The organism is Lacrimispora sp. (genome assembly GCF_047605665.1).
Lineage (GTDB): Bacteria > Bacillota > Clostridia > Lachnospirales > Lachnospiraceae > Lacrimispora.
Window position 1 is genome coordinate 1 of sequence record NZ_JASGFH010000025.1, and the last position, 17,768, is coordinate 17,768.

The 17,768-nt window shown below is 44.0% G+C and carries 19 protein-coding genes and 2 pseudogenes; 14 read left to right on the top strand and 7 right to left on the bottom strand.

The window, feature by feature from the left end; translation table 11 throughout:
- From QM657_RS17320 to QM657_RS17330, 3 genes and pseudogenes are all read left to right on the top strand, one after another.
- A pseudogene (locus QM657_RS17320) lies at nucleotides 1–225 on the top strand (hypothetical protein); the annotation flags it as partial.
- A gap of 13 nt (nucleotides 226–238) precedes the next feature.
- Complete coding sequence (locus tag QM657_RS17325) at nucleotides 239–589, top strand: hypothetical protein (RefSeq protein WP_415067955.1); 351 nt, start codon at nucleotides 239–241, stop codon at nucleotides 587–589.
- 12 nt (nucleotides 590–601) lie between these two features.
- Nucleotides 602–1,141, top strand: a complete 540-nt coding sequence (locus tag QM657_RS17330; protein WP_415067956.1) for an RNA 2'-phosphotransferase — start codon at nucleotides 602–604, stop codon at nucleotides 1,139–1,141.
- 96 nt (nucleotides 1,142–1,237) lie between these two features.
- Here QM657_RS17330 and QM657_RS17335 read toward each other — a convergent pair whose 3' ends face one another.
- Nucleotides 1,238–1,513 (bottom strand): hypothetical protein, encoded by a 276-nt coding sequence (locus QM657_RS17335; protein ID WP_415067957.1) that lies wholly within the window; start codon nucleotides 1,511–1,513, stop codon nucleotides 1,238–1,240.
- Between the two features lie 956 nt (nucleotides 1,514–2,469).
- On the opposite strand from QM657_RS17335, the gene QM657_RS17340 reads away from it, so the two are divergent.
- From QM657_RS17340 to QM657_RS17360, 5 genes are all read left to right on the top strand, one after another.
- Nucleotides 2,470–3,696, top strand: a complete 1,227-nt coding sequence (locus QM657_RS17340; protein ID WP_415067958.1) for an IS110 family transposase — start codon at nucleotides 2,470–2,472, stop codon at nucleotides 3,694–3,696.
- A 289-nt stretch (nucleotides 3,697–3,985) separates the two neighbouring features.
- The gene (locus tag QM657_RS17345) at nucleotides 3,986–4,165 is read left to right on the top strand and encodes a hypothetical protein (RefSeq protein WP_158376070.1); all 180 of its coding nucleotides are present in this window, start codon (nucleotides 3,986–3,988) and stop codon (nucleotides 4,163–4,165) included.
- Nucleotides 4,166–4,328: 163 nt separating this feature from the next.
- Nucleotides 4,329–4,523, top strand: a complete 195-nt coding sequence (locus tag QM657_RS17350; RefSeq protein WP_415067959.1) for a hypothetical protein — start codon at nucleotides 4,329–4,331, stop codon at nucleotides 4,521–4,523.
- A 71-nt stretch (nucleotides 4,524–4,594) separates the two neighbouring features.
- Nucleotides 4,595–5,512 (top strand): hypothetical protein, encoded by a 918-nt coding sequence (locus tag QM657_RS17355; protein ID WP_415067960.1) that lies wholly within the window; start codon nucleotides 4,595–4,597, stop codon nucleotides 5,510–5,512.
- Entirely contained in the window at nucleotides 5,458–6,120 is a 663-nt protein-coding gene (locus QM657_RS17360) for a hypothetical protein (protein ID WP_415067961.1), read from the top strand. Before QM657_RS17355 ends, QM657_RS17360 begins: the two co-directional genes overlap by 55 nt.
- Before the next feature lie 282 nt (nucleotides 6,121–6,402).
- On the opposite strand, the pseudogene QM657_RS17365 reads toward QM657_RS17360, so the two are convergent.
- Nucleotides 6,403–6,774: pseudogene (locus QM657_RS17365) on the bottom strand (amino acid ABC transporter ATP-binding protein); the annotation flags it as partial.
- A gap of 48 nt (nucleotides 6,775–6,822) precedes the next feature.
- Between QM657_RS17365 and QM657_RS17370 the strand changes: the two are divergent.
- Entirely contained in the window at nucleotides 6,823–7,434 is a 612-nt protein-coding gene (locus tag QM657_RS17370) for a polysaccharide deacetylase family protein (RefSeq protein WP_415067962.1), read from the top strand.
- 64 nt (nucleotides 7,435–7,498) lie between these two features.
- Here QM657_RS17370 and QM657_RS17375 read toward each other — a convergent pair whose 3' ends face one another.
- From QM657_RS17375 to QM657_RS17390, 4 genes are all read right to left on the bottom strand, one after another.
- Nucleotides 7,499–7,711: a TOBE domain-containing protein gene (locus QM657_RS17375; RefSeq protein ID WP_415067963.1), complete on the bottom strand. Its 213-nt coding sequence runs from the start codon at nucleotides 7,709–7,711 to the stop codon at nucleotides 7,499–7,501.
- Between the two features lie 371 nt (nucleotides 7,712–8,082).
- Nucleotides 8,083–8,298, bottom strand: a complete 216-nt coding sequence (locus QM657_RS17380) for a hypothetical protein (protein ID WP_415067964.1) — start codon at nucleotides 8,296–8,298, stop codon at nucleotides 8,083–8,085.
- 128 nt (nucleotides 8,299–8,426) lie between these two features.
- A complete protein-coding gene (citC, locus tag QM657_RS17385; protein WP_415067965.1) occupies nucleotides 8,427–9,485 on the bottom strand; it encodes a [citrate (pro-3S)-lyase] ligase in 1,059 nt (352 codons plus the stop codon).
- A gap of 1 nt (nucleotide 9,486) precedes the next feature.
- A complete protein-coding gene (locus QM657_RS17390) occupies nucleotides 9,487–10,353 on the bottom strand; it encodes a LysR family transcriptional regulator (RefSeq protein WP_415067966.1) in 867 nt (288 codons plus the stop codon).
- Between the two features lie 200 nt (nucleotides 10,354–10,553).
- On the opposite strand from QM657_RS17390, the gene citD reads away from it, so the two are divergent.
- Genes citD through citF form a run of 3 tightly spaced genes read left to right on the top strand, consistent with a single transcriptional unit; the run spans nucleotide 10,554 to nucleotide 13,348 of the window.
- Complete coding sequence (gene citD, locus QM657_RS17395) at nucleotides 10,554–10,850, top strand: citrate lyase acyl carrier protein (protein ID WP_415067967.1); 297 nt, start codon at nucleotides 10,554–10,556, stop codon at nucleotides 10,848–10,850.
- A gap of 1 nt (nucleotide 10,851) precedes the next feature.
- Complete coding sequence (locus QM657_RS17400; RefSeq protein ID WP_415067968.1) at nucleotides 10,852–11,763, top strand: aldolase/citrate lyase family protein; 912 nt, start codon at nucleotides 10,852–10,854, stop codon at nucleotides 11,761–11,763.
- A 25-nt stretch (nucleotides 11,764–11,788) separates the two neighbouring features.
- Complete coding sequence (gene citF / locus QM657_RS17405; protein ID WP_415068007.1) at nucleotides 11,789–13,348, top strand: citrate lyase subunit alpha; 1,560 nt, start codon at nucleotides 11,789–11,791, stop codon at nucleotides 13,346–13,348.
- Nucleotides 13,349–13,417: 69 nt separating this feature from the next.
- On the opposite strand, the gene QM657_RS17410 is transcribed toward citF, so the two are convergent.
- Nucleotides 13,418–14,272: an AraC family transcriptional regulator gene (locus tag QM657_RS17410; protein WP_415067969.1), complete on the bottom strand. Its 855-nt coding sequence runs from the start codon at nucleotides 14,270–14,272 to the stop codon at nucleotides 13,418–13,420.
- 134 nt (nucleotides 14,273–14,406) lie between these two features.
- Between QM657_RS17410 and QM657_RS17415 the strand changes: the two genes are divergently transcribed.
- The gene (locus QM657_RS17415; protein ID WP_415067970.1) at nucleotides 14,407–16,431 is read left to right on the top strand and encodes a DUF2264 domain-containing protein; all 2,025 of its coding nucleotides are present in this window, start codon (nucleotides 14,407–14,409) and stop codon (nucleotides 16,429–16,431) included.
- 96 nt (nucleotides 16,432–16,527) lie between these two features.
- Nucleotides 16,528–17,703 (top strand): glycoside hydrolase family 88 protein, encoded by a 1,176-nt coding sequence (locus tag QM657_RS17420; protein ID WP_415067971.1) that lies wholly within the window; start codon nucleotides 16,528–16,530, stop codon nucleotides 17,701–17,703.
- Nucleotides 17,704–17,768: the final 65 nt, after the last annotated feature.

Below are 17,768 nucleotides of genomic sequence, written 5' to 3' on the forward strand. Positions count from 1 at the left end.
AATACCAGGGTCGCAGCAGCAAGAGAAGCTGGAATTAATGTTAATGCTAATGTACATAGTTATAATGATTCATTACCAAGTGGTTTTATTAACAGATTTACAACTCCAAAAGGAGTTCCCTCTACATGGGGAGAAGCAATAAACTTAAGAATACTTAAACAAAATTCGACATTTAGAGGAACTTATCCATCGGGTTCTATTGATATGCCTAAAATGAAAAATTAAAGGAGCATAAAATATGTTAGAAAAATTAAAAGGATATGAGAATTTACTTGGCTATAAATATCCAGAGTCGTATCTGAAGGTTGTTGAACTTAAATTACTTGATTTTGATAATTGGTTTTTGATGAGTTTTGAACAATTAGTAAATCGAAGGAATGAATTAGTTAAAAGATATCCCCAAAGGAACCTGATCCCTTTTGCTGGAAGATACGATAGTGATGACATTGCTTGTTTTGAAATGGGTTTTGGAGAAAAGGTATTTATTGTTCACGATTATGCTACAGAAGGTTATGAAAGAAGGCAAGAATTTGATGATTTTTGGTCGTGGTTTATTAGTGCAATTAAAGAACTAATTGGAATAGAGTAAGGAAGTGAAATCATGAATTATTCTGAATTGAGCAAGGAAGTATCTTATGCTTTACGTCATGCTCCTTGGGAGTATGAACTGGAGATGGATGAAAGCGGAGGGGTACCACTAGAGCAATTACTATTTTCTTTACACCAAACTTCAAAATGGGAGGATGTTGCTAAGGAAGATTTAATTGAAATGATTGAAAGATCAGAAAAAAAGCGGCATGAAATTTATGATGATAAAATCAGAGCATTTTATGGACATTCTATACCAATGAAAATTGTCAAAGAAGAAAAGATGCCGCCCAATATTTTATACCATGGAACAGCAAGAAGATTTATGGATTCAATTTCAGAAAAAGGGCTGTTACCACGGAGCAGGCAGTATGTTCACTTATCACAGGATATTGCTACCGCAGAAATTGTAGGAAAAAGACGTGATAATAATCCACAAATATTAGTAATTGATTCTTTGAGTGCTTGGAATGATGGCATAAAGTTTTACTATGGTAATGAAAAGGTATGGCTAGCAGATATGGTCCCTAGTAAGTATATTTTAGAAAGATAATAAGATATCATTAATACTTAAAAATTACCAAAGAAGTATATTGAAAAAACTTAGAATATGACTGATTCTGGTTGTATTCTAAGCTTTTTTACAAAGCTATAATTTGCCAATATGTTTTAACATTTTCACACCATCCATAAAACCATGCTGATAGAGAAACGTTTCTTCCAAAGCGAATTGCCTTATTAGGAAGTCAATATAATTTTGAACCAGTTCTTTTTCCTTTTTTGGTAAATTTTCAATGAAGATTTCAGCATGTAGAATTTTCTCACATTCCTTCTTAGGGTGATCGAGCTGTTTTTGGTTGAATACTTCAATTAGCATGTTGACACGTTCCTGAGTAAACATATCCAGTAATTCCTGTTCGGTCATAATATTTCCCTCCTTTGAGGACATACGATACCGGAATTGCTTTAAGAAGTCGATACCAGAAATCACTAATTATAAGCTTTGAAAACAGCAGAAATGAACAATGGGCATCATAGGTGGACGTTCAATGTGTACCTTGCAAAGCCTTATTGTATGTGGATTTTTCCGGATTCCGACCACCTTTACTGTGACAAACCGTAAATCTGACCACCTCATGTAAATGTTCCTCAAACGCCCAGCACTGCTGGGCGAAGTGGCTGCCGGGTGGTTGCTTTTGACCACCCGGCTTTCTCCTGCTTTATTTTCGACCAGATAAATATAGGCTGAAGTTGTATTCAGACAGGTTCTGTGTATGATTTGTGATGCAGCAATTTATCAGCTTTTGAACTGTATCAGCAAGATTGTTGGCAGGAGACTTTCCAAATTGGCCCACATTTGGGTTTTAGTAAGATAATGGTCAACTTGCCGTTGAGGTTATGTTAAGGGCACACAGGGGCAACACGAGCGCACAATGGGCTGATAAAAAAGAGTTGCCAGTAGGAATTGCGGATTGTGAGCTAAGTCGATGGTACGTCTCAAGCCATGTCTAAAAATATCACAAAAAAGTAAGAAAAAGTTTACGAATACAGGGGTGAACCATCCTTCTCAAAAAAATCCACTTATGGTAAACTGGACAGGAGGGGGGCTACGGGGGGAGAAATACTCTTGCTGTAGTCCTTCTTTTTCTCCTTTTTTCTGTCCTTTTCCCCTTCAAGAAAATAAAATCAGAAATGACTTGCAATCTATCCGATAGAGAGTTAACATCAACAACCAATAAAAGAAATAACTTGTTTTTTCACCCATTGGTTTGTTGTGGATAGGCTGTCGAACCCTTGCGGACTCATTTTGAGTTAACGCTGTCATCTGAGGTTGCCGGTACGGGAACTGACTGGTTGAAAACAAGAGCAGGAGGGAGAGAATTGCAGAAGAGGGAAAATCTTCTTTATGTGGGGATTGACCTGCATAAAGAAACTCATACCGCAGTGATGGTAAACTGTTGGAATGAAAAATTAGAAGTGGTTGTCATTGAAAACAAGCCCAGTGAATTTAAAAAGCTGGCAGAAAAGGTAAACAGAAAAACCCGTAGCCTTGGGCTGAATCCCATTTATGGATTAGAGAATGCTTACGGCTATGGAAGAAGTTTGGCTGTCTGGCTGATTGAGAACGATTATACAGTGAAGGACATCAATCCTGCCCTGGCCTATGATCAGAGAAAAAGTGCGCCCATGTTCCGTAAAAATGACGAGTGGGATGCATACTGTGTGGCAACGGTTCTGATTAATCAGCTGCATACTTTGCCTGACGCAAAGCCCAAGGATAACGAATGGACTTTGTCACAGTTGGTAAATCAGAGGGAAATGTTAGTAAAAGACGGAATCCGCTTTAAAAATGGTCTTCATGAACAGATATCTATGGCATACCCCAGCTATCATAAATTTTTCAGTGAAATCGATGGAAAATGTGCCATGTATTTCTGGAGGGCTTATCCCTCTCCGGTGCATTTAGAGAGTAAAACGGCAGAAGAGTTGACCGCTGAATTTAAAGAAATAGCCCGTATTACAAAAAGAGATAAAGCAGAACTCATCCTGGACTGTGTTCAGAATGACGGAAATACCATACGGGAATACCAGGAATCCAGGGATTTTATCACAAGGAGTCTGGTAAGAAATTTAGAGCATCAGAAAGAAGAACTGGCAGGAGTTGATGAAGAAATAGAAAAAAATCTGCACACGTTTGATTATAAACTGACCAGTATGCCGGGAATCGGAATAACGGTAGCCAGTAAACTAATTGCAGAAATAGGAGACATTAGACGATTTTCCAACGCAGATAAGTTAGCGAGATTTGCAGGAGTGGCACCAGTCAAGTTTAGTTCTGCCGGAAAAGGCAAGGAGCAGAGTTCCAGACAGGGAAACCGTCAGTTGCATGGGCTGTTTTATTTTCTGGCAGTGACTATGGTTTCTATGCCCAAGAATGGAACTCCCAATCATCCGGTATTTCATAGTTACTATATGCGAAAAATCAGTGAGGGAAAAACCAAGTCTCAGGCATTGGTCTGTATTATGCGCAGACTGGTGAACATTGTGTACGGAATGATGAAAAACAAGACAGAATACCGTGAGCCAGTATTGGAAGAAGAACAGTGATTTTTGATTCAAAATAGCACGGAGATGTGCTATACTTTTTTTAATTATATATAAAATCTTCACTGCCTGTCAGATAGGTGACTACTCCACCTGAGGGTTCGGGTGAAGTTTGGGACATGCCACGTGGTGGTACAATTGATGAGAGATAAGATAGATCAGATTGCCATAGATAGTAAAGATGATTATAGACTTATATTGCTTATTACCGATCATCTTGATACCATTAATAAGCAGTTTATAGGTTTACTCATTTAATAACCTAAATACATCACAGAAAAGAGGAAAAGAAATGTTTGATTTTATTTTATGGATTATAATGATTGGAGTAGGTTTTATGTTACTTATTACACCAGCCGAGAAGCTAAAACAGCAATATCCCAAAATGCCATCTATAAAAGCAGCAAAAATTATAGGTGGAATTATATTCGTTGTTGGAATTTGTATTTTAGCGATTCAGATTTTTATGTAGCTGGGAAAGATGTAGACTATAAATGAAGATGAAATTGCAGCAGAAGTAAATATATTGAACTATATCCAATCATAAAGCTTTACATATTATACTGAAATTTTAGAATTAGGAATGTTATTTACAGCATGTATCGTGTTGTTTAACAAGAAAGAGAGGAAAAGAAATGTTTGATTTTATTATATGGATTGTAATGATTGTGATAGGGGCAACGTTGCTGATAACGCCAGCGGATCAATTGCTACAGAAATTTCCGAAAATGCCATCGACAACTGCAGCAAAGATTATTGGAGGAATCATTTTAGTAGTTGGCATAGTTATTTTAGTAGTCCAAATTCTTTCATGGATGGGTAAACTATAAGAGAAGTAATACATATGGTTAGCAGAATCAAAACGGAGATAGGTCAAGCGCCATCTCCGTTTCTGATAAATATGAATATAAAATACTCAGGAAATGTCGAGGGGAAAATGAAAAAGATACAAGAATGTAAACATATTTTAGTAATGGTAGCAGTTCTTTTAATTTCAGCATATACTTCCGCCTGCTCTTTCTCAAACGCTTCTGCCCCTCAGGCAGAAATGCAGGAAATATCTGAAACGCAGTCAAAATTATCTGATGCATCGACAGTCCAGGCAGCGGGAGCGGCTGGGTTCGATTCACCAGAGCAGGCTGTTAAGGCTTATCTGGAGGGGCTTAAGACCAGTAATTTTAAACTTATATCAGACTCCTTTGCAGAAGAAAACTATTTGGACGATGTTTTGCGTCAATACTTAATCCTCAGCCAGTTGGATTTACCCACTGATAGCTACATACAGTTAAATGATGCCGGTGAGGTAAAACAATTTCTGGAGAAGCTGGAGGTTCAGCTGGAGGCAGTGGAGTTAGGAAGCATGAAATTGTTGGGATTTATACCTCCCGAATCACTCTTAGATATATATAGTTCGGAGACACATCAAAAAAATATGATCAAACAGGCAGAAAAGTATGGTGGTGACAATATAGAAAGTTGTGTGGCTGTCATTGAACTAGAAGAAAATAAGTATATTCTTTCATTTGATGTGATAGAATTCGACAGCCGATGGCTTAATCTGCAATTAGGCGGGATTTTTGCTCATATGTCAGGTTTGGACAGCAGTGTGGCCGGAGCTGCGTTATTGGATGCAGAAGATGAACGGACACTTAAGAATTTTATAAGCGATTCCTCAAAAGACCTATTTGAGCCCGGAATAGAAGCATCTGATGTAGGGAAACCAACAGAAGTCATTTTTGAAATGGAAGGATTTGATTCCCCCAATTGGCTGCAAAAGCCTATCTGGAAGGCTTTAAAGCGTATGAACCAGATCAGATGATAAGTACATATGCTGTAGAAAGCTATGTAGATCACTATGATTTACAGGCAAGTTTAGAAGATGCTCAAGGATATGTATTTATGCACCAGGAATTCAATCTGCCTGCTGCAAATGATTTTTCCAGAAGCTTTAATATCCAAAGTAGAAAAGAGCAAGTTATCAGGGATATAGCAAGACAATATGCTGCTCTTCATATTATAAATGAAGGATATTTCGGAAATTCTGATTTGTTGAAAAACGAAGATACTTCTGATGAAAGTATTTCTTCAGAACAAATAGATTTAAGTTCTATGAAAATCCTGGGTTATATTCCTCCTGAAGAACTTTTAAAGGAATATGATACCGATAGCCTCCTGAATGCCAAAGCACAGCAGACAAAAGTTTGCGGTGCAGACGGAGTAGGAAGCAGTGTTGTCACCTTTGAATTTAATGGGAATAAGTATTGTTTCTGTTTTGATGCAGTACAATATGAGAATAAGTGGTATATCAGGCGGCTTGGCGGTGATATTTCCACATTATTAGGTATACCCAATGATCTTGTAGGAATCATGCCGATTGATGCATTGGAAAAATCTGAGGTTGAGAAATTAATTGTCCCTATCGCGTGATAGAAAGAAAAAAGGTAATTTAAATTAAATATCAATGATACATCACATTAGTGGTACTCTTAAAATACCTATTGCCGTTAACTGTGAATTTATATCAAATCCACTTGTTTATTCAAAAGTTACAAGTCTTCTATAGCTACATCGGAGACTGATACCCCCATGAGGTATCATACAGTCTGAAGCTGGCTCACATTGATGTAAGAAATATTCCCGAAATGGGAAGGAAGCCATAAAAATACCGCTGTCCGGCAGATAACCGGAACAGCGGTATTTTTTTCAATATTACAGAACCTTTTCAAGAAAAGACTTAGCCCGTTCTGCAGCCGGATTTTTAAAGAACACATCCGGAGCAGAATCCTCTAAAATCATGCCATTGTCCAGAAAGCAGATCCGGTCGGAAACTTCTCTGGCAAATCCCATTTCATGGGTCACCAGCATCATAGTGATACCGGTGTGGGCCAGACTTTTGATTACCTCTAAAACCTCCTTGACCATCTCCGGGTCCAGGGCGGAAGTAGGTTCGTTAAACAGCATAATCTCCGGTTCCATAGCCAGAGCTCTGGCAATGTCAACCCTCTGCTTCTGACTGCCTGAAAGCATGCCTGGATAGACATCAGCCTTCTCCTTAAGTCCCACCCGGTTCAGCAGTTCCATTTCACAAGGGGCTTATGGCCCTAAGCAGGGGTTTGCCGGATTTTAAATATGCTGGATGTTCACGGAGTAAAGGCTACCTTTTTCATTCCCGGCGTTGTAGCTGACGATTATCCTGAGGTAGTAAAGGAAATCGCCCGCAGAGGACATGAAATCGGCTTTCATGGATACTTTCATGAGGAGTCCACAGAAACCACCTATGAGCAGGAACACGCCACTATGGAGCGGTGTGAAAAGCTGTTTTTGGAGCATGGATATATTTACAGCTCCAACTGGCGAAATCAAGACGGGCCATTTCTCCATTCCATTGATGGGAAAGAGGTTCCATTGGTGGAGCTCCCCAAGGATTCCATTTTTGATGATACTGCCTATGACTTTTACACAGACAGCGCGCCGGAACGGTATGAATTAAAATCCCCTGGTGAAATGTATGAGATCTGGAAGGATGAATTTGACTCTCTGGCTAAGGAGGGCAGAATGATCAACTTTGTGCTGCATCCTCAGTTTATGGGCCGGGTCAGCCGGGTGGATATGCTCAGCGATCTGATCGGCTATATGATTGCCAACGGAGCGTGGATTGATACCAATAAGGCGGTGGCGGAACGCGTGCTGCGCAGCCGGGGTTTTGATGTGGGTGAAGAAAAGAATATGCAGAGGCGGTAGCCGGAATCAAAAAGAATGAAAAAATCCCGGAGAGATATGAAATCTTAATCTCTCCGGGATTCGTTTACTCATCAATTCCAACAATTACAGAAGTGGCTTTGATAATGGCATAGGCTTCTTTTCCTTTTACCAGGCCCAGCTCCTTGATGGAGCTCATGGAAATGGTGGAAGAGATGATGTTTCCGCCGCCGATATCAATCTGTACGATTCCGTTTACAGCACCTTCTTCGATGCTTACGATGGTTCCCTTTAATTGGTTTCTTGCGCTGATTTTCATAAAAAGTCCTCCTTTGTAAATGGATTAATGTTTGGTAGTTATAACATAAATATACCACAGTTTTCACTTTGTATAAAGGCCATACTTTCTTTTTACCCTCTCTATTTTCAAAAATCCTGAAACGAAAACAGGGAGTGCAAATTTTGGCGCTTAGAGTGTACAATTTTGGCACTTGGGTTGAAATCTGTTTAAATTAGGTATATATTGGAATTACCGGTAAACAAAACGCTATTCTGATAAAATGCAGCGGACGCTGCCAGACCGTGAGGAGGCAGGCTCCAAAGGTTCTGTACGTTTTACAAAGTCAGTAGGGGGCTTCGTAGAAGGAGTTTGATCATATTTCATTTGGGCCCAAATGAAGCATTTAAGTTTTATTCACCATCGTATTTATTACCTGTTTTATAATCATCTCTGGCCCAGTTTGGAGCATTAATTGGGCCGGCTTTTGCATTTCCATTTTTTGCAGCGCCCTGTATTTCCGGTACCTGGGCCTGTTCATTTTTGGGACGATGCATGTTCTCGTGATTTTCTGTTCCGTGATTATCGGGATCATAGGGACTTGGACGTCTCATACCTGCTTTTGCCATAATAACACCTCCTTGTATACCCGTAGTTTTCGTATTTCCATGGAAACTATACAGGTGAATGGAGGATTTTTTTATTAAAACGTAAGCCGCCAAAAGGAAATGGATTCTTTTTGGCGGCTTTTGCCTGTTTAATAGTGAATGACATTTTCAGCCGCACGTATTTTTTCTATGACATCTTCCGCTTCTTTGCTTAAAAAGTAATCCAGAGTGGTCTGAGGCACTAAGGTTTTAAGAAGCTCCATGTGATTGTCCTTGATGGCTTTGCGGACCGTGGAAGCGCTGATGGGCGCGCCTGCGGATTCTTTTCTCGGAATCACGATGCACTCCACACCGGCCTTTGGAAGCTCCTGCTGCATGATGTCATTGTAAATAGCCGTTACCTGGCTGTTGGGCTCTTCCCCCACATACCGCCTGTTGATTCCCAGGGCTTTGGCGATCTTTAAAAAGATGGTCAAATCCAGCATGGCATGGCCGGTGATAATATCCGTTCCATCCTTTTGGAAATAGCTGGGGAAGGTGGAGTTGCTGACAATATAGGGGCCGGTATCGTGGTAGCAGATGTTGTTTAAATGCTTTGTTCCTTCGATAATCAGCTTCTTTCTCACGGAAAACGGGATCAGGCTGGCGTCCTCGCTGACAATGAATAAATGTAAAACATCGCTTTCAGCCGCAGCCTTTTCCAGCAGATATAAGTGTCCCAGAGTAAAGGGATTTGCGTTCATAACAAGGCCGGATATAACACCCTCCTGGTCAGAAAGTTTGCCTGCATCCGCCTTTAACTGGTCTAAATACTGGGAAAAGCCTGTCTTGCGGTTTTCCATAAACACGAGCCTGTCCTCAATCCGAACGATCTCATAAAAACCCAGGTCTCCGAAAAATTTGGCGGAGTCGCATTTGGTATATAAAAATACGTGAGTATTTCCCCTGTCGCACTGAATTTCCATCAGATGAGACACAATGGTATTCATCAGCCCTTCTCCCTGATGGGAGCTGCTGACGGCCAGACAGCGAAGAGTGTTTGCATAGCAGCTTCCCGTGGCAATGACATTGAAATCCTCATCGTAAACGGCACAGGTATAGTCCAGGTTTCCATCCCGCCGGATTCCTTCTGCGTGCAGCAGTTCATCAATCTGCTGGTGGCCCTTTTTATCGCTGGGATAAACTTTTGATACAATGTATTCTGCCATATCATACTCCTTTGCTATTATAATCTTTTACAATCTCAATAAACGCTTTTACTTGAGGCAGCAGCGCAGCCCTGTCTGTATACATCAGATAAGTGGAACGTACAAAGGGCTCTCCATCTTTAAATACTAACGGTTTTATGATCCCTTTAAAATCATGGAGGCATATTTCAGGAACGATTGCCCAGCCAATGCCCCGGTTTACCATTTCCACACAGGTGGTAATGCTGTCCACATAGATGCCCCGAAGCCTTGGATTTAAGTCGTTTTCCCGAAGCCACTGCAGGATTTCACGTTCAAAGGCGGCATCTGTTTTTCTCCCCATATAAGGGATTTGGGCCAAAGGCTTATCTTTGTATTCTTCATGGAAAATGGCACAGACCCGTTCCCGTTCCAGCAAAAGCTTGTTTCCTTTCCACGGATATTCCCCCCGCAAGATGGCCAGATCAATGACATCATCAAGCATCTGAACATACAGCTTCCGGCTGTGTTCCGTGGTAATGTGGGTGGTCACATGGGGATATTGCTGCCGGTAGGTTGTCAGAATATCGGGAAACCGGTACAGGGCATAATTTACGGAAATTCCGGCATTTAAGGTGCCGCATACATAACCCTTTCCGGCATTGACGGATTCCCTCATTATTTTTAATTCTTCCGCAGCCCTTGCCGTATGTTCCAGCACAATTTCCCCTTCCGGAGTGAATACAATTCCGCTTCTGGAACGCAGGATTAAGGTGGTGTCCAGTTCTTCTTCCAGGGCTGAAATCCGTTTTGAGAGGGAGGATTGGGTGACATAAAGAAGGTCTGCAGCTTTGGTTATATTTTTCGTTTCCCTTAATATTGCTAAAAGCTCAAAATCCCTTTCGTCCATGTCCCCCTTCCTTTCATAAAACATGGCTGATTTCCAAGTATATATCAATATTATACTCGATTGACTTTTTTGTAAATAGGTTTTTGAATTCCTGTTTGGAATGATTGAATAGGAAAAATGGGACTTTTACAATTGATCTTCTCTTATGTTAAAAATAGTGATATAAGACAAAAATCAGAAGGTCGGAAGGAGAAAAATGTATGAAAATTCTAAAAACCGGTATGGCCGGTACTATGGAATCCAGTGATGCACAAGTGACGGTAGAACCCTTAGAGCATGGGATCGATTTGTCTGTTGACAGCGTGGTAATGAATCAATATGGCCGCCAGATTAAGGAAGCGGTTCTCAATACCTTAAAAAGGCTTCAGGTGGAAAGCTGCAAAATAACGGTGGTGGACAAGGGAGCGCTGGAATGTACCTTAAATGCCCGTGTGGAATGCGCTGTTTACAGAAGCTGCGGCAAATCTGAAAAAGATGTTTCCTGGGAGGTGCTGTAATATGATTCCACGTCCCATCCCTCAAAAAAACCGTTTGCGCCGGACCATGATGTTCATGAATGCGCAAAAGCCGGGCTTAATGAAAGACGCCTATATCTACGGAGCGGACAGCATTATCCTCGATCTGGAAGATGCGGTGGCCGAAAATCAAAAGGATGCAGCCCGTTTCTCCTTATACCACGCTTTAAAAAATATTGATTACGGGGATACGGAAGTCCTCGTCCGGATCAACGGCCTGGATACCCCGCACTGGCAGGAAGATATCCGCTGCGTGGTCGCAGGAGGCGCAGACGGCATCCGGATTGCCAAATGCGAAAGCGCAGATGATGTAAAGCAGGTAGAAGCCCATGTTCTCGCCGCAGAAAAAGAGTTCGGTGCAGAAGAAGGCAGAACCCTTTTGATGGCGGCTTTAGAAAGCCCCAGAGGAATCATGAACGCTTATGAAATTGTAACGGCATCGGAAAGAATGTTCGGATGCGCAATTTCTGGCGGCGATTTCAGGAAAAGCATGCATGTGCAGATTGAAAAGGGCGGAATTGAAATGCTGGCTGCAAGGGGACAGATGCTCCTGGCCGCCCGTGCAGCCGGTGTCCAGTGCTTTGATACCATGTATCCCAATATTGATGATATGGAAGGATTCCAGGAAGAAGTGATCCAGAACCGGAAAATGGGATTTGACGGAAAGAGCATTGTCAGCCCAAAGCAGATCCGTTTCGTGCACGAAACCTTTGCTCCCACACAGAAAGAGATCGCATATGCGGAAAAGCTGGTCCGGTCTTTTGATGAACAGGCCGATTCAGGCGTGGGCGTTTATACGGTGGACGGAAAGATGGTGGATATTCCGTTTTTCGAGGATGCCAGAAGAATCATTGCCCTGGCAAAGGCCTGCGGCGTCTATGAGGGAGATTTGTAAAATCAGCGTAGAAGGGATGAAAAACATGATCAATGCAGTAAAAAGAGATATTCCCGAAGAATTTCTTGTAAATGGAAAAGAGGTTTACCAGGGAAAGAACTATATGGATGGGAAATACATCAAAAAGGATTCTCCGAAAACCCGGCGGGGAATAAAGCCCCAGGAAAGCAAAATCTGCGCCAGCATCCGGGAAGCCTGTGAAAAGTGCGGCGCTCACGATGGAATGACCTTCTCCTTTCACACGGAGCTGCGAAACGGTGATTATGTGGCTGCCATGGTCGCAAGGGTTCTCGTGGAAGAAATGGGCTTAAAGGATATTACCGTTGCGGCTACCTCCCTTGGAAGCGCCCAGGATAACATTGCCGATTACATTGAAGAGGGGAAGATCATCGGTGTTCAGACTTCCGGCGTGAGAGGAAGAATCGGGGAGGTGATTTCAGCAGGAAAGCTGAAAACCCCGGCCATTATCCGAAGCCACGGAGGAAGGCCAAGAGCCATAGAAGCAGGGGAAGTCCATATTGATATCGCGTTTTTGGCGGCAGCTTCTTCTGATTGCTGCGGAAATGCAAAAGGGGTGGGCGGCAAAAACAATTTTGGTTCCATGGGATTTGGCTCCCATGATCCCCACTATGCGGATCACACCGTCATTATTACAGACACTCTGGTGGATTTCCCCAATCTGCCCTCTTCGGTGTCCTGCATTGATGTGGACTGTGTCTGTGTGGTGGAGGATATCGGAGACCCGAAAAAGATTGCCACCAAGGAAGCCAGAATGACGGACAATCCGAGAGAGCTTATGATGGCGGAGCAGGTGGCGGATGTGATCGCTGCAACTCCTTATTTTAAAGACGGTTTTTCCTTTCAGACAGGTGTTGGGGGCCCGTCTTTAGCAGCCACCCGCTTTCTGGAAACACATATGGTTAAAAAGTCCATCAGAATAGGATTTACTCTCGGAGGCACCAGCACTGCCATCTGTAAGTTGCAGGACAAAGGGCTGATAGAGCATATATTGGACACTCAGGACTTTGATGAAGGGGCCATCGGACATATTTTCAGCAATCCAAAGCATCACGAGATCAGCTTGAGCGAGTATGCCAATGCGGCAAACAAAGGGGCTTACGTCAATAAGCTGGATTACGTGGTTTTATCGGCTTTGGAGGTTGACCTTGATTTTAACGTGAATGTTATCACCGGCTCTGACGGGATTTTAAGGGGAGCTCCGGGCGGGCATCCGGATACCGCGGCGGGAAGCAAATGCTGTATCATTGTAACGCCTCTCACAAGGGGTAGGATGGCGACCATCTGCGATGAGGTGGTGACGGTTACAACACCGGGTGAGTGTGTGGATGTGGTGGTGACTGATTACGGCATTGCAGTCAACCCTCTGCGCCAGGACTTAATCAAATGCCTGGATGATGCGAAGATTCCTCACAGGACCATCGAAAGCTTAAGAGATAAGGCCTACAGCCTGGTAGGGACTCCTGATAAACTGGAATGGGAGGATGAGGTGGTTGCCATCGTGGAAGCGAGAGACGGCACAATCCTTGATGTGGTGAGAAAAATAAAGACATTTCAAATGGATTAAAAAATGGTATCCCTCCAGACTGATGAGCACAGTCCGGAGGGATATTTGTATCTGACCGCTTTTGCGGATTCAAGGGATATCGGTGAAATTCTGACCGTAATGCCCCGGAGTTGTTCCCGCATACTTTTTAAAGGTGCGGATAAAATTAGAGTAATCGTGAAACCCTGACAATTCACAGGCTTCGGAAACGCTTTTTCCCTCACTGAGCAGAGTTTTTGCCAAAGAAATCCGTTTCAGGATGATGTATTCCTGAATGGAACAACCCGCCTGCTCCCGGAACTTCCGGCTCATATAGGACCGGTTCATATAAAAATGTCCGGACAGGGCCTGAACGGTTAAATCTTCGGTCAAATGGCTGTTGATATATCCCATGATCTGACAGGAAAGCTGGGGCATGGTGTTTTCAGGGCTGAGGGTGGAATCGTGAAAGCAGGTGTTGACCAGCACCAGCATCTGCAGCAGATAGGTGGACGCCATAATATCATGGCCGAAGGTGTCTGAGGTGAGGGCCGTATGCATCTGGTCGGCTAAGGCAAGGTAGCGTTCCAGGGCAGGAGGATTTAAGGAAATCACGTGTTTATCCGCGTTCCCTCTCTCTTCAAAACAGGCCAGCAAATTCGCCTCTTCCGTACAGAAGCTGCGGACCAGATCGGGGTAAAAGTGGGTCGCAATCCGCTCATAGGGCTTGTTGTCCCTGGACACCACTCTGTGTATTTCCCTGTTGTTAATGACCAGCAAATCCCCTCTTTTTAAATGGTAACGGTGGTGTTCAATATAATAATCTGTATTTCCGCTTAAAAATAAAAGCATCTCATAGGAATCATGCATGTGGTAAATATCCGTAACCTGCCTGGAAGACATCATGTGATGGCTTCGTATCATCTCCGGGAAATTAATCTGGTGGTACTGGCTGATTGTTTCCATAAACTCCTCTTTTCTTTCCTATAGTCACATTGCGCAATAAAAAGACAAGATTCAGCAAAGAACTTGCACTACACTTATTATATGATAAGGATAGAAAAAAGCAAGATAAGATTTTTTGTAAGGAGGTCCCTTTTATGAAGTTTGAAATAAAGGATGGAGATTACGGGAAAAGCCCCTATACCGGCATGACGAGAAAGCACTGGCTGGAGGCCTGCGAATTCCTGTTAGATGGCATTTTTTCCAATTTGTCTTCCATGGCTGACCAGCCTGTCAGCCCCAGGACGGAATTTGACGTAAGCTACCCAAACCCAGGCAGTTCCCCCACCAAGGCCAGTGCGGCGAAGTTTGAAGGGCTTGCCAGAAGCTTTCTCATTGCAGCGCCTCTCCTCCACAACCGCCCGGAAGCTGTCATCAGAAGCTTTCCGGTGAGGGAGTATTACAAACAGCAGATTTTACAGGCAATGACCCCAGGCAGTCCCAATTACTTATTAAACTTAAAAGAGCTCCTTGCCATAGCCAGACCCGGTGAGAAGGCCTTTCAGCACACCTGTGAATGCGCCTCTCTGGTCATTGGCTTAGACCAGTGCCGGGAAGCCATTTGGGATACGTATACGAAGGAAGAAAAGGACCTGATTGCCGCATACTTATCAGAATTTGCCTGCGGGAAGACAACGCCTCATAACTGGCGTCTGTTTAACATGCTGATTCTGGGATTTTTGCATAAAGAAGGGTATGAAATCGACAGAGAGCTGATGAGGGACCATGCCCAGGTCATCATTTCCTATTACACGGGGGATGGCTGGTACAGGGATGGACACCGGTTTGATTACTATACTCCCTGGGCTTTCCACGTATACGGCCCCATCTGGAATGTGTGGTACGGCTATGAGGAAGAGCCCTGGATTGCCAATAAGATCGAGCAGTATGCCAATGAAATGGCTGACGTCTTTTCCTCCATGTTTGATAAGGAGGCAAAGGTCACCTTATGGGCCAGAAGCGGCCTTTACCGCAATGCGGCATCTTCTCCTTATGCTTCCGCCTTTCTGCTGAGACAAACCCAGGTCAGTCCGGGGCTGGCCAGACGGATTAATTCCGGGGCTCTTTTGCAGTTCATTACGAGAGAAGATGTGTTTGAAAACGGAGTTCCCACACTCGGCTTTTACGGGCAGTTCCTTCCCATGCTCCAGGATTACAGCTGCAGTTCAAGTCCCTTCTGGATTGCCAACCCGTTTCTGATTCTGACCTATCCGGAGGATCATCCCTTCTGGAGTGATGCGGAAGAGAACGGGGATTGGGACCGGCTGAAAGAAAATGAATTCAAAGAAACCGTGATGGATGGGCCGGGCATTGTGTCCGCGCATCAGGGCGGAAACGGAGCCTGTGAGTTTCGGACAGCAAAAGGGCTTTTTAAGCCGGATGATGAGTATATCCGGTATTATATCCGCCTGGCATTTAACAGCCATTTTCCGTGGGAAGATCTGGATTACCAGGGGGCGGAGGCCATGCAGTACAGCCTTTTATACCATGGAGAAAAAAACGCCCAGGTTCCCAATATCATCATGTACGGCGGAGTGAAGGACGGCGTCCTGTACCGGAAGCAGTACTTTGACTTCCAGTACAATTTCCAGGGCAGGGCATCCATTGATCTGGCTGACTTTTCCGTGGCAAACGGACATATCCGGGTGGACAAGATGCGGATACCGGAACCGCCCTTTACCCTGACAATGGGAGCATACGGCTTTCCAAAAGAGAGGGACGGAAAAGAAACGGTCATAGAAGAGAGAACCTGCCAGAATGCAAAGGCCGTTATCATGAGACAAAAAGGGCTTCAGCAGGCCTTTGTAACCTACACTGCATGGGAGGAAATCGGGGTAAAAGAACGGACAGGAGTCAATCCTGATGCGGATATCAGCCTTTTGGCTTATGGAAGCTTAAGACGGGAAAAGACGTATGGATATGAGCCTTATGTCATGATCTGCGCCGTACTGAGCAAGTCCGATGGCAGCCCATGGACCGATGAGGAGTTATTCCCCATAGAAACCATTGAATTTACAGATAAAGAGCAGTACGGAGGCTATGGCCCGGTTACATTGGCGATGAAGGATGGGCGGACAATGACCGTGGATTATGAAGGGCTGGAAGGCCGTCTGATGGTTTAACCGGCCCCCAATAGCTATGCAGCAAAAACTCAGGAAGATGCAAAAAGAAACAGAGTGGAAAGAACCGGCTGGTTCCGGCATACAGGAGGTAATGATATGAGAACAGTAGAACAGCTTTTAACATACCCAAAGATGAGCGATAAAGAAGTGAAGGAATATTTAGACCTGGCGGTAGGCCTGGTGGAGCATAATTTAAAGGATTTTACAGATTATTTCCCCGATTCCAACAGCCAGAACAACTTTTATCCCCAGACGGAAAACGTGGAATGGACAACAGGCTTCTGGACGGGTGAAATCTGGCTCTCCTATGAAGCTGCGGGCAAGGAAGCCTTTAAAAAGGCAGGAGAGGTTCAGGTAGACAGCTTTTTAAAGAGAATCGTGGACAAAGTGGATGTGAATCATCACGATATGGGATTTTTATATACCCCATCCTGTGTGGCAGCTTATAAGCTGACCGGCAACGAAACGGCAAAAAAGGCAGCGCTGCTGGCAGCGGATAATTTAATGGCCCGGTTCCAGGAAAAGGGACAGTTCTTCCAGGCCTGGGGTGAGCTGGGAGCTCCGGACAATTACCGTCTGATCATTGACTGCCTCTTAAACATGCCTCTTTTGTTCTGGGCAGCAGAAGTGACAGGAAATTCCGATTATGCAAAAAAGGCTGAGGCGCATATTAAGACGGCCATGAATTACGTGATCCGGGAGGACCATTCCACCTATCACACCTACTTTTTTGATCCCCAGACGGGAGAGCCGGTACGGGGCGTGACCCATCAGGGCCACCGGGACGGTTCTGCCTGGGCCAGAGGCCAGGCGTGGGGAATTTACGGCTGTGCCATGGCATACCGCTATGTAAAGAACCCGGAATACATTGATACATTTAAAAAGGTGACGGATTATTTCCTGACACACCTGCCCTCAGACTTAATTCCTTACTGGGATTTTGACTTTGACGACGGCAGTGACGAGTCCAGAGACTCCTCCGCCTCGGTTGCAGCCGTATGCGGAATGCTGGAAATGAGCAAGTATATGGAAAGAGAAGATGCAGAGTATTACACGGATATGGCAAAGCGGCTTTTGCTGGCTGCTGCTAAGGAGTGCGCCGTACAGTCACCGGAGCAGTCCAACGGCCTTCTCCTTCACGGAACCTATGCCCATGCCTCAGAACACAACCCCTGCGCCAACAGAGGGGTGGATGAATGCAATACCTGGGGCGATTATTACTACCTGGAGGCGTTGACCAGGTTATCTAAGGACTGGCAGCTTTACTGGTAATAAAACAATAAAATTCCCCCGGCATTTCCCATATGCCAAAGGTGTGGAGAAATCCTGGACTTGAC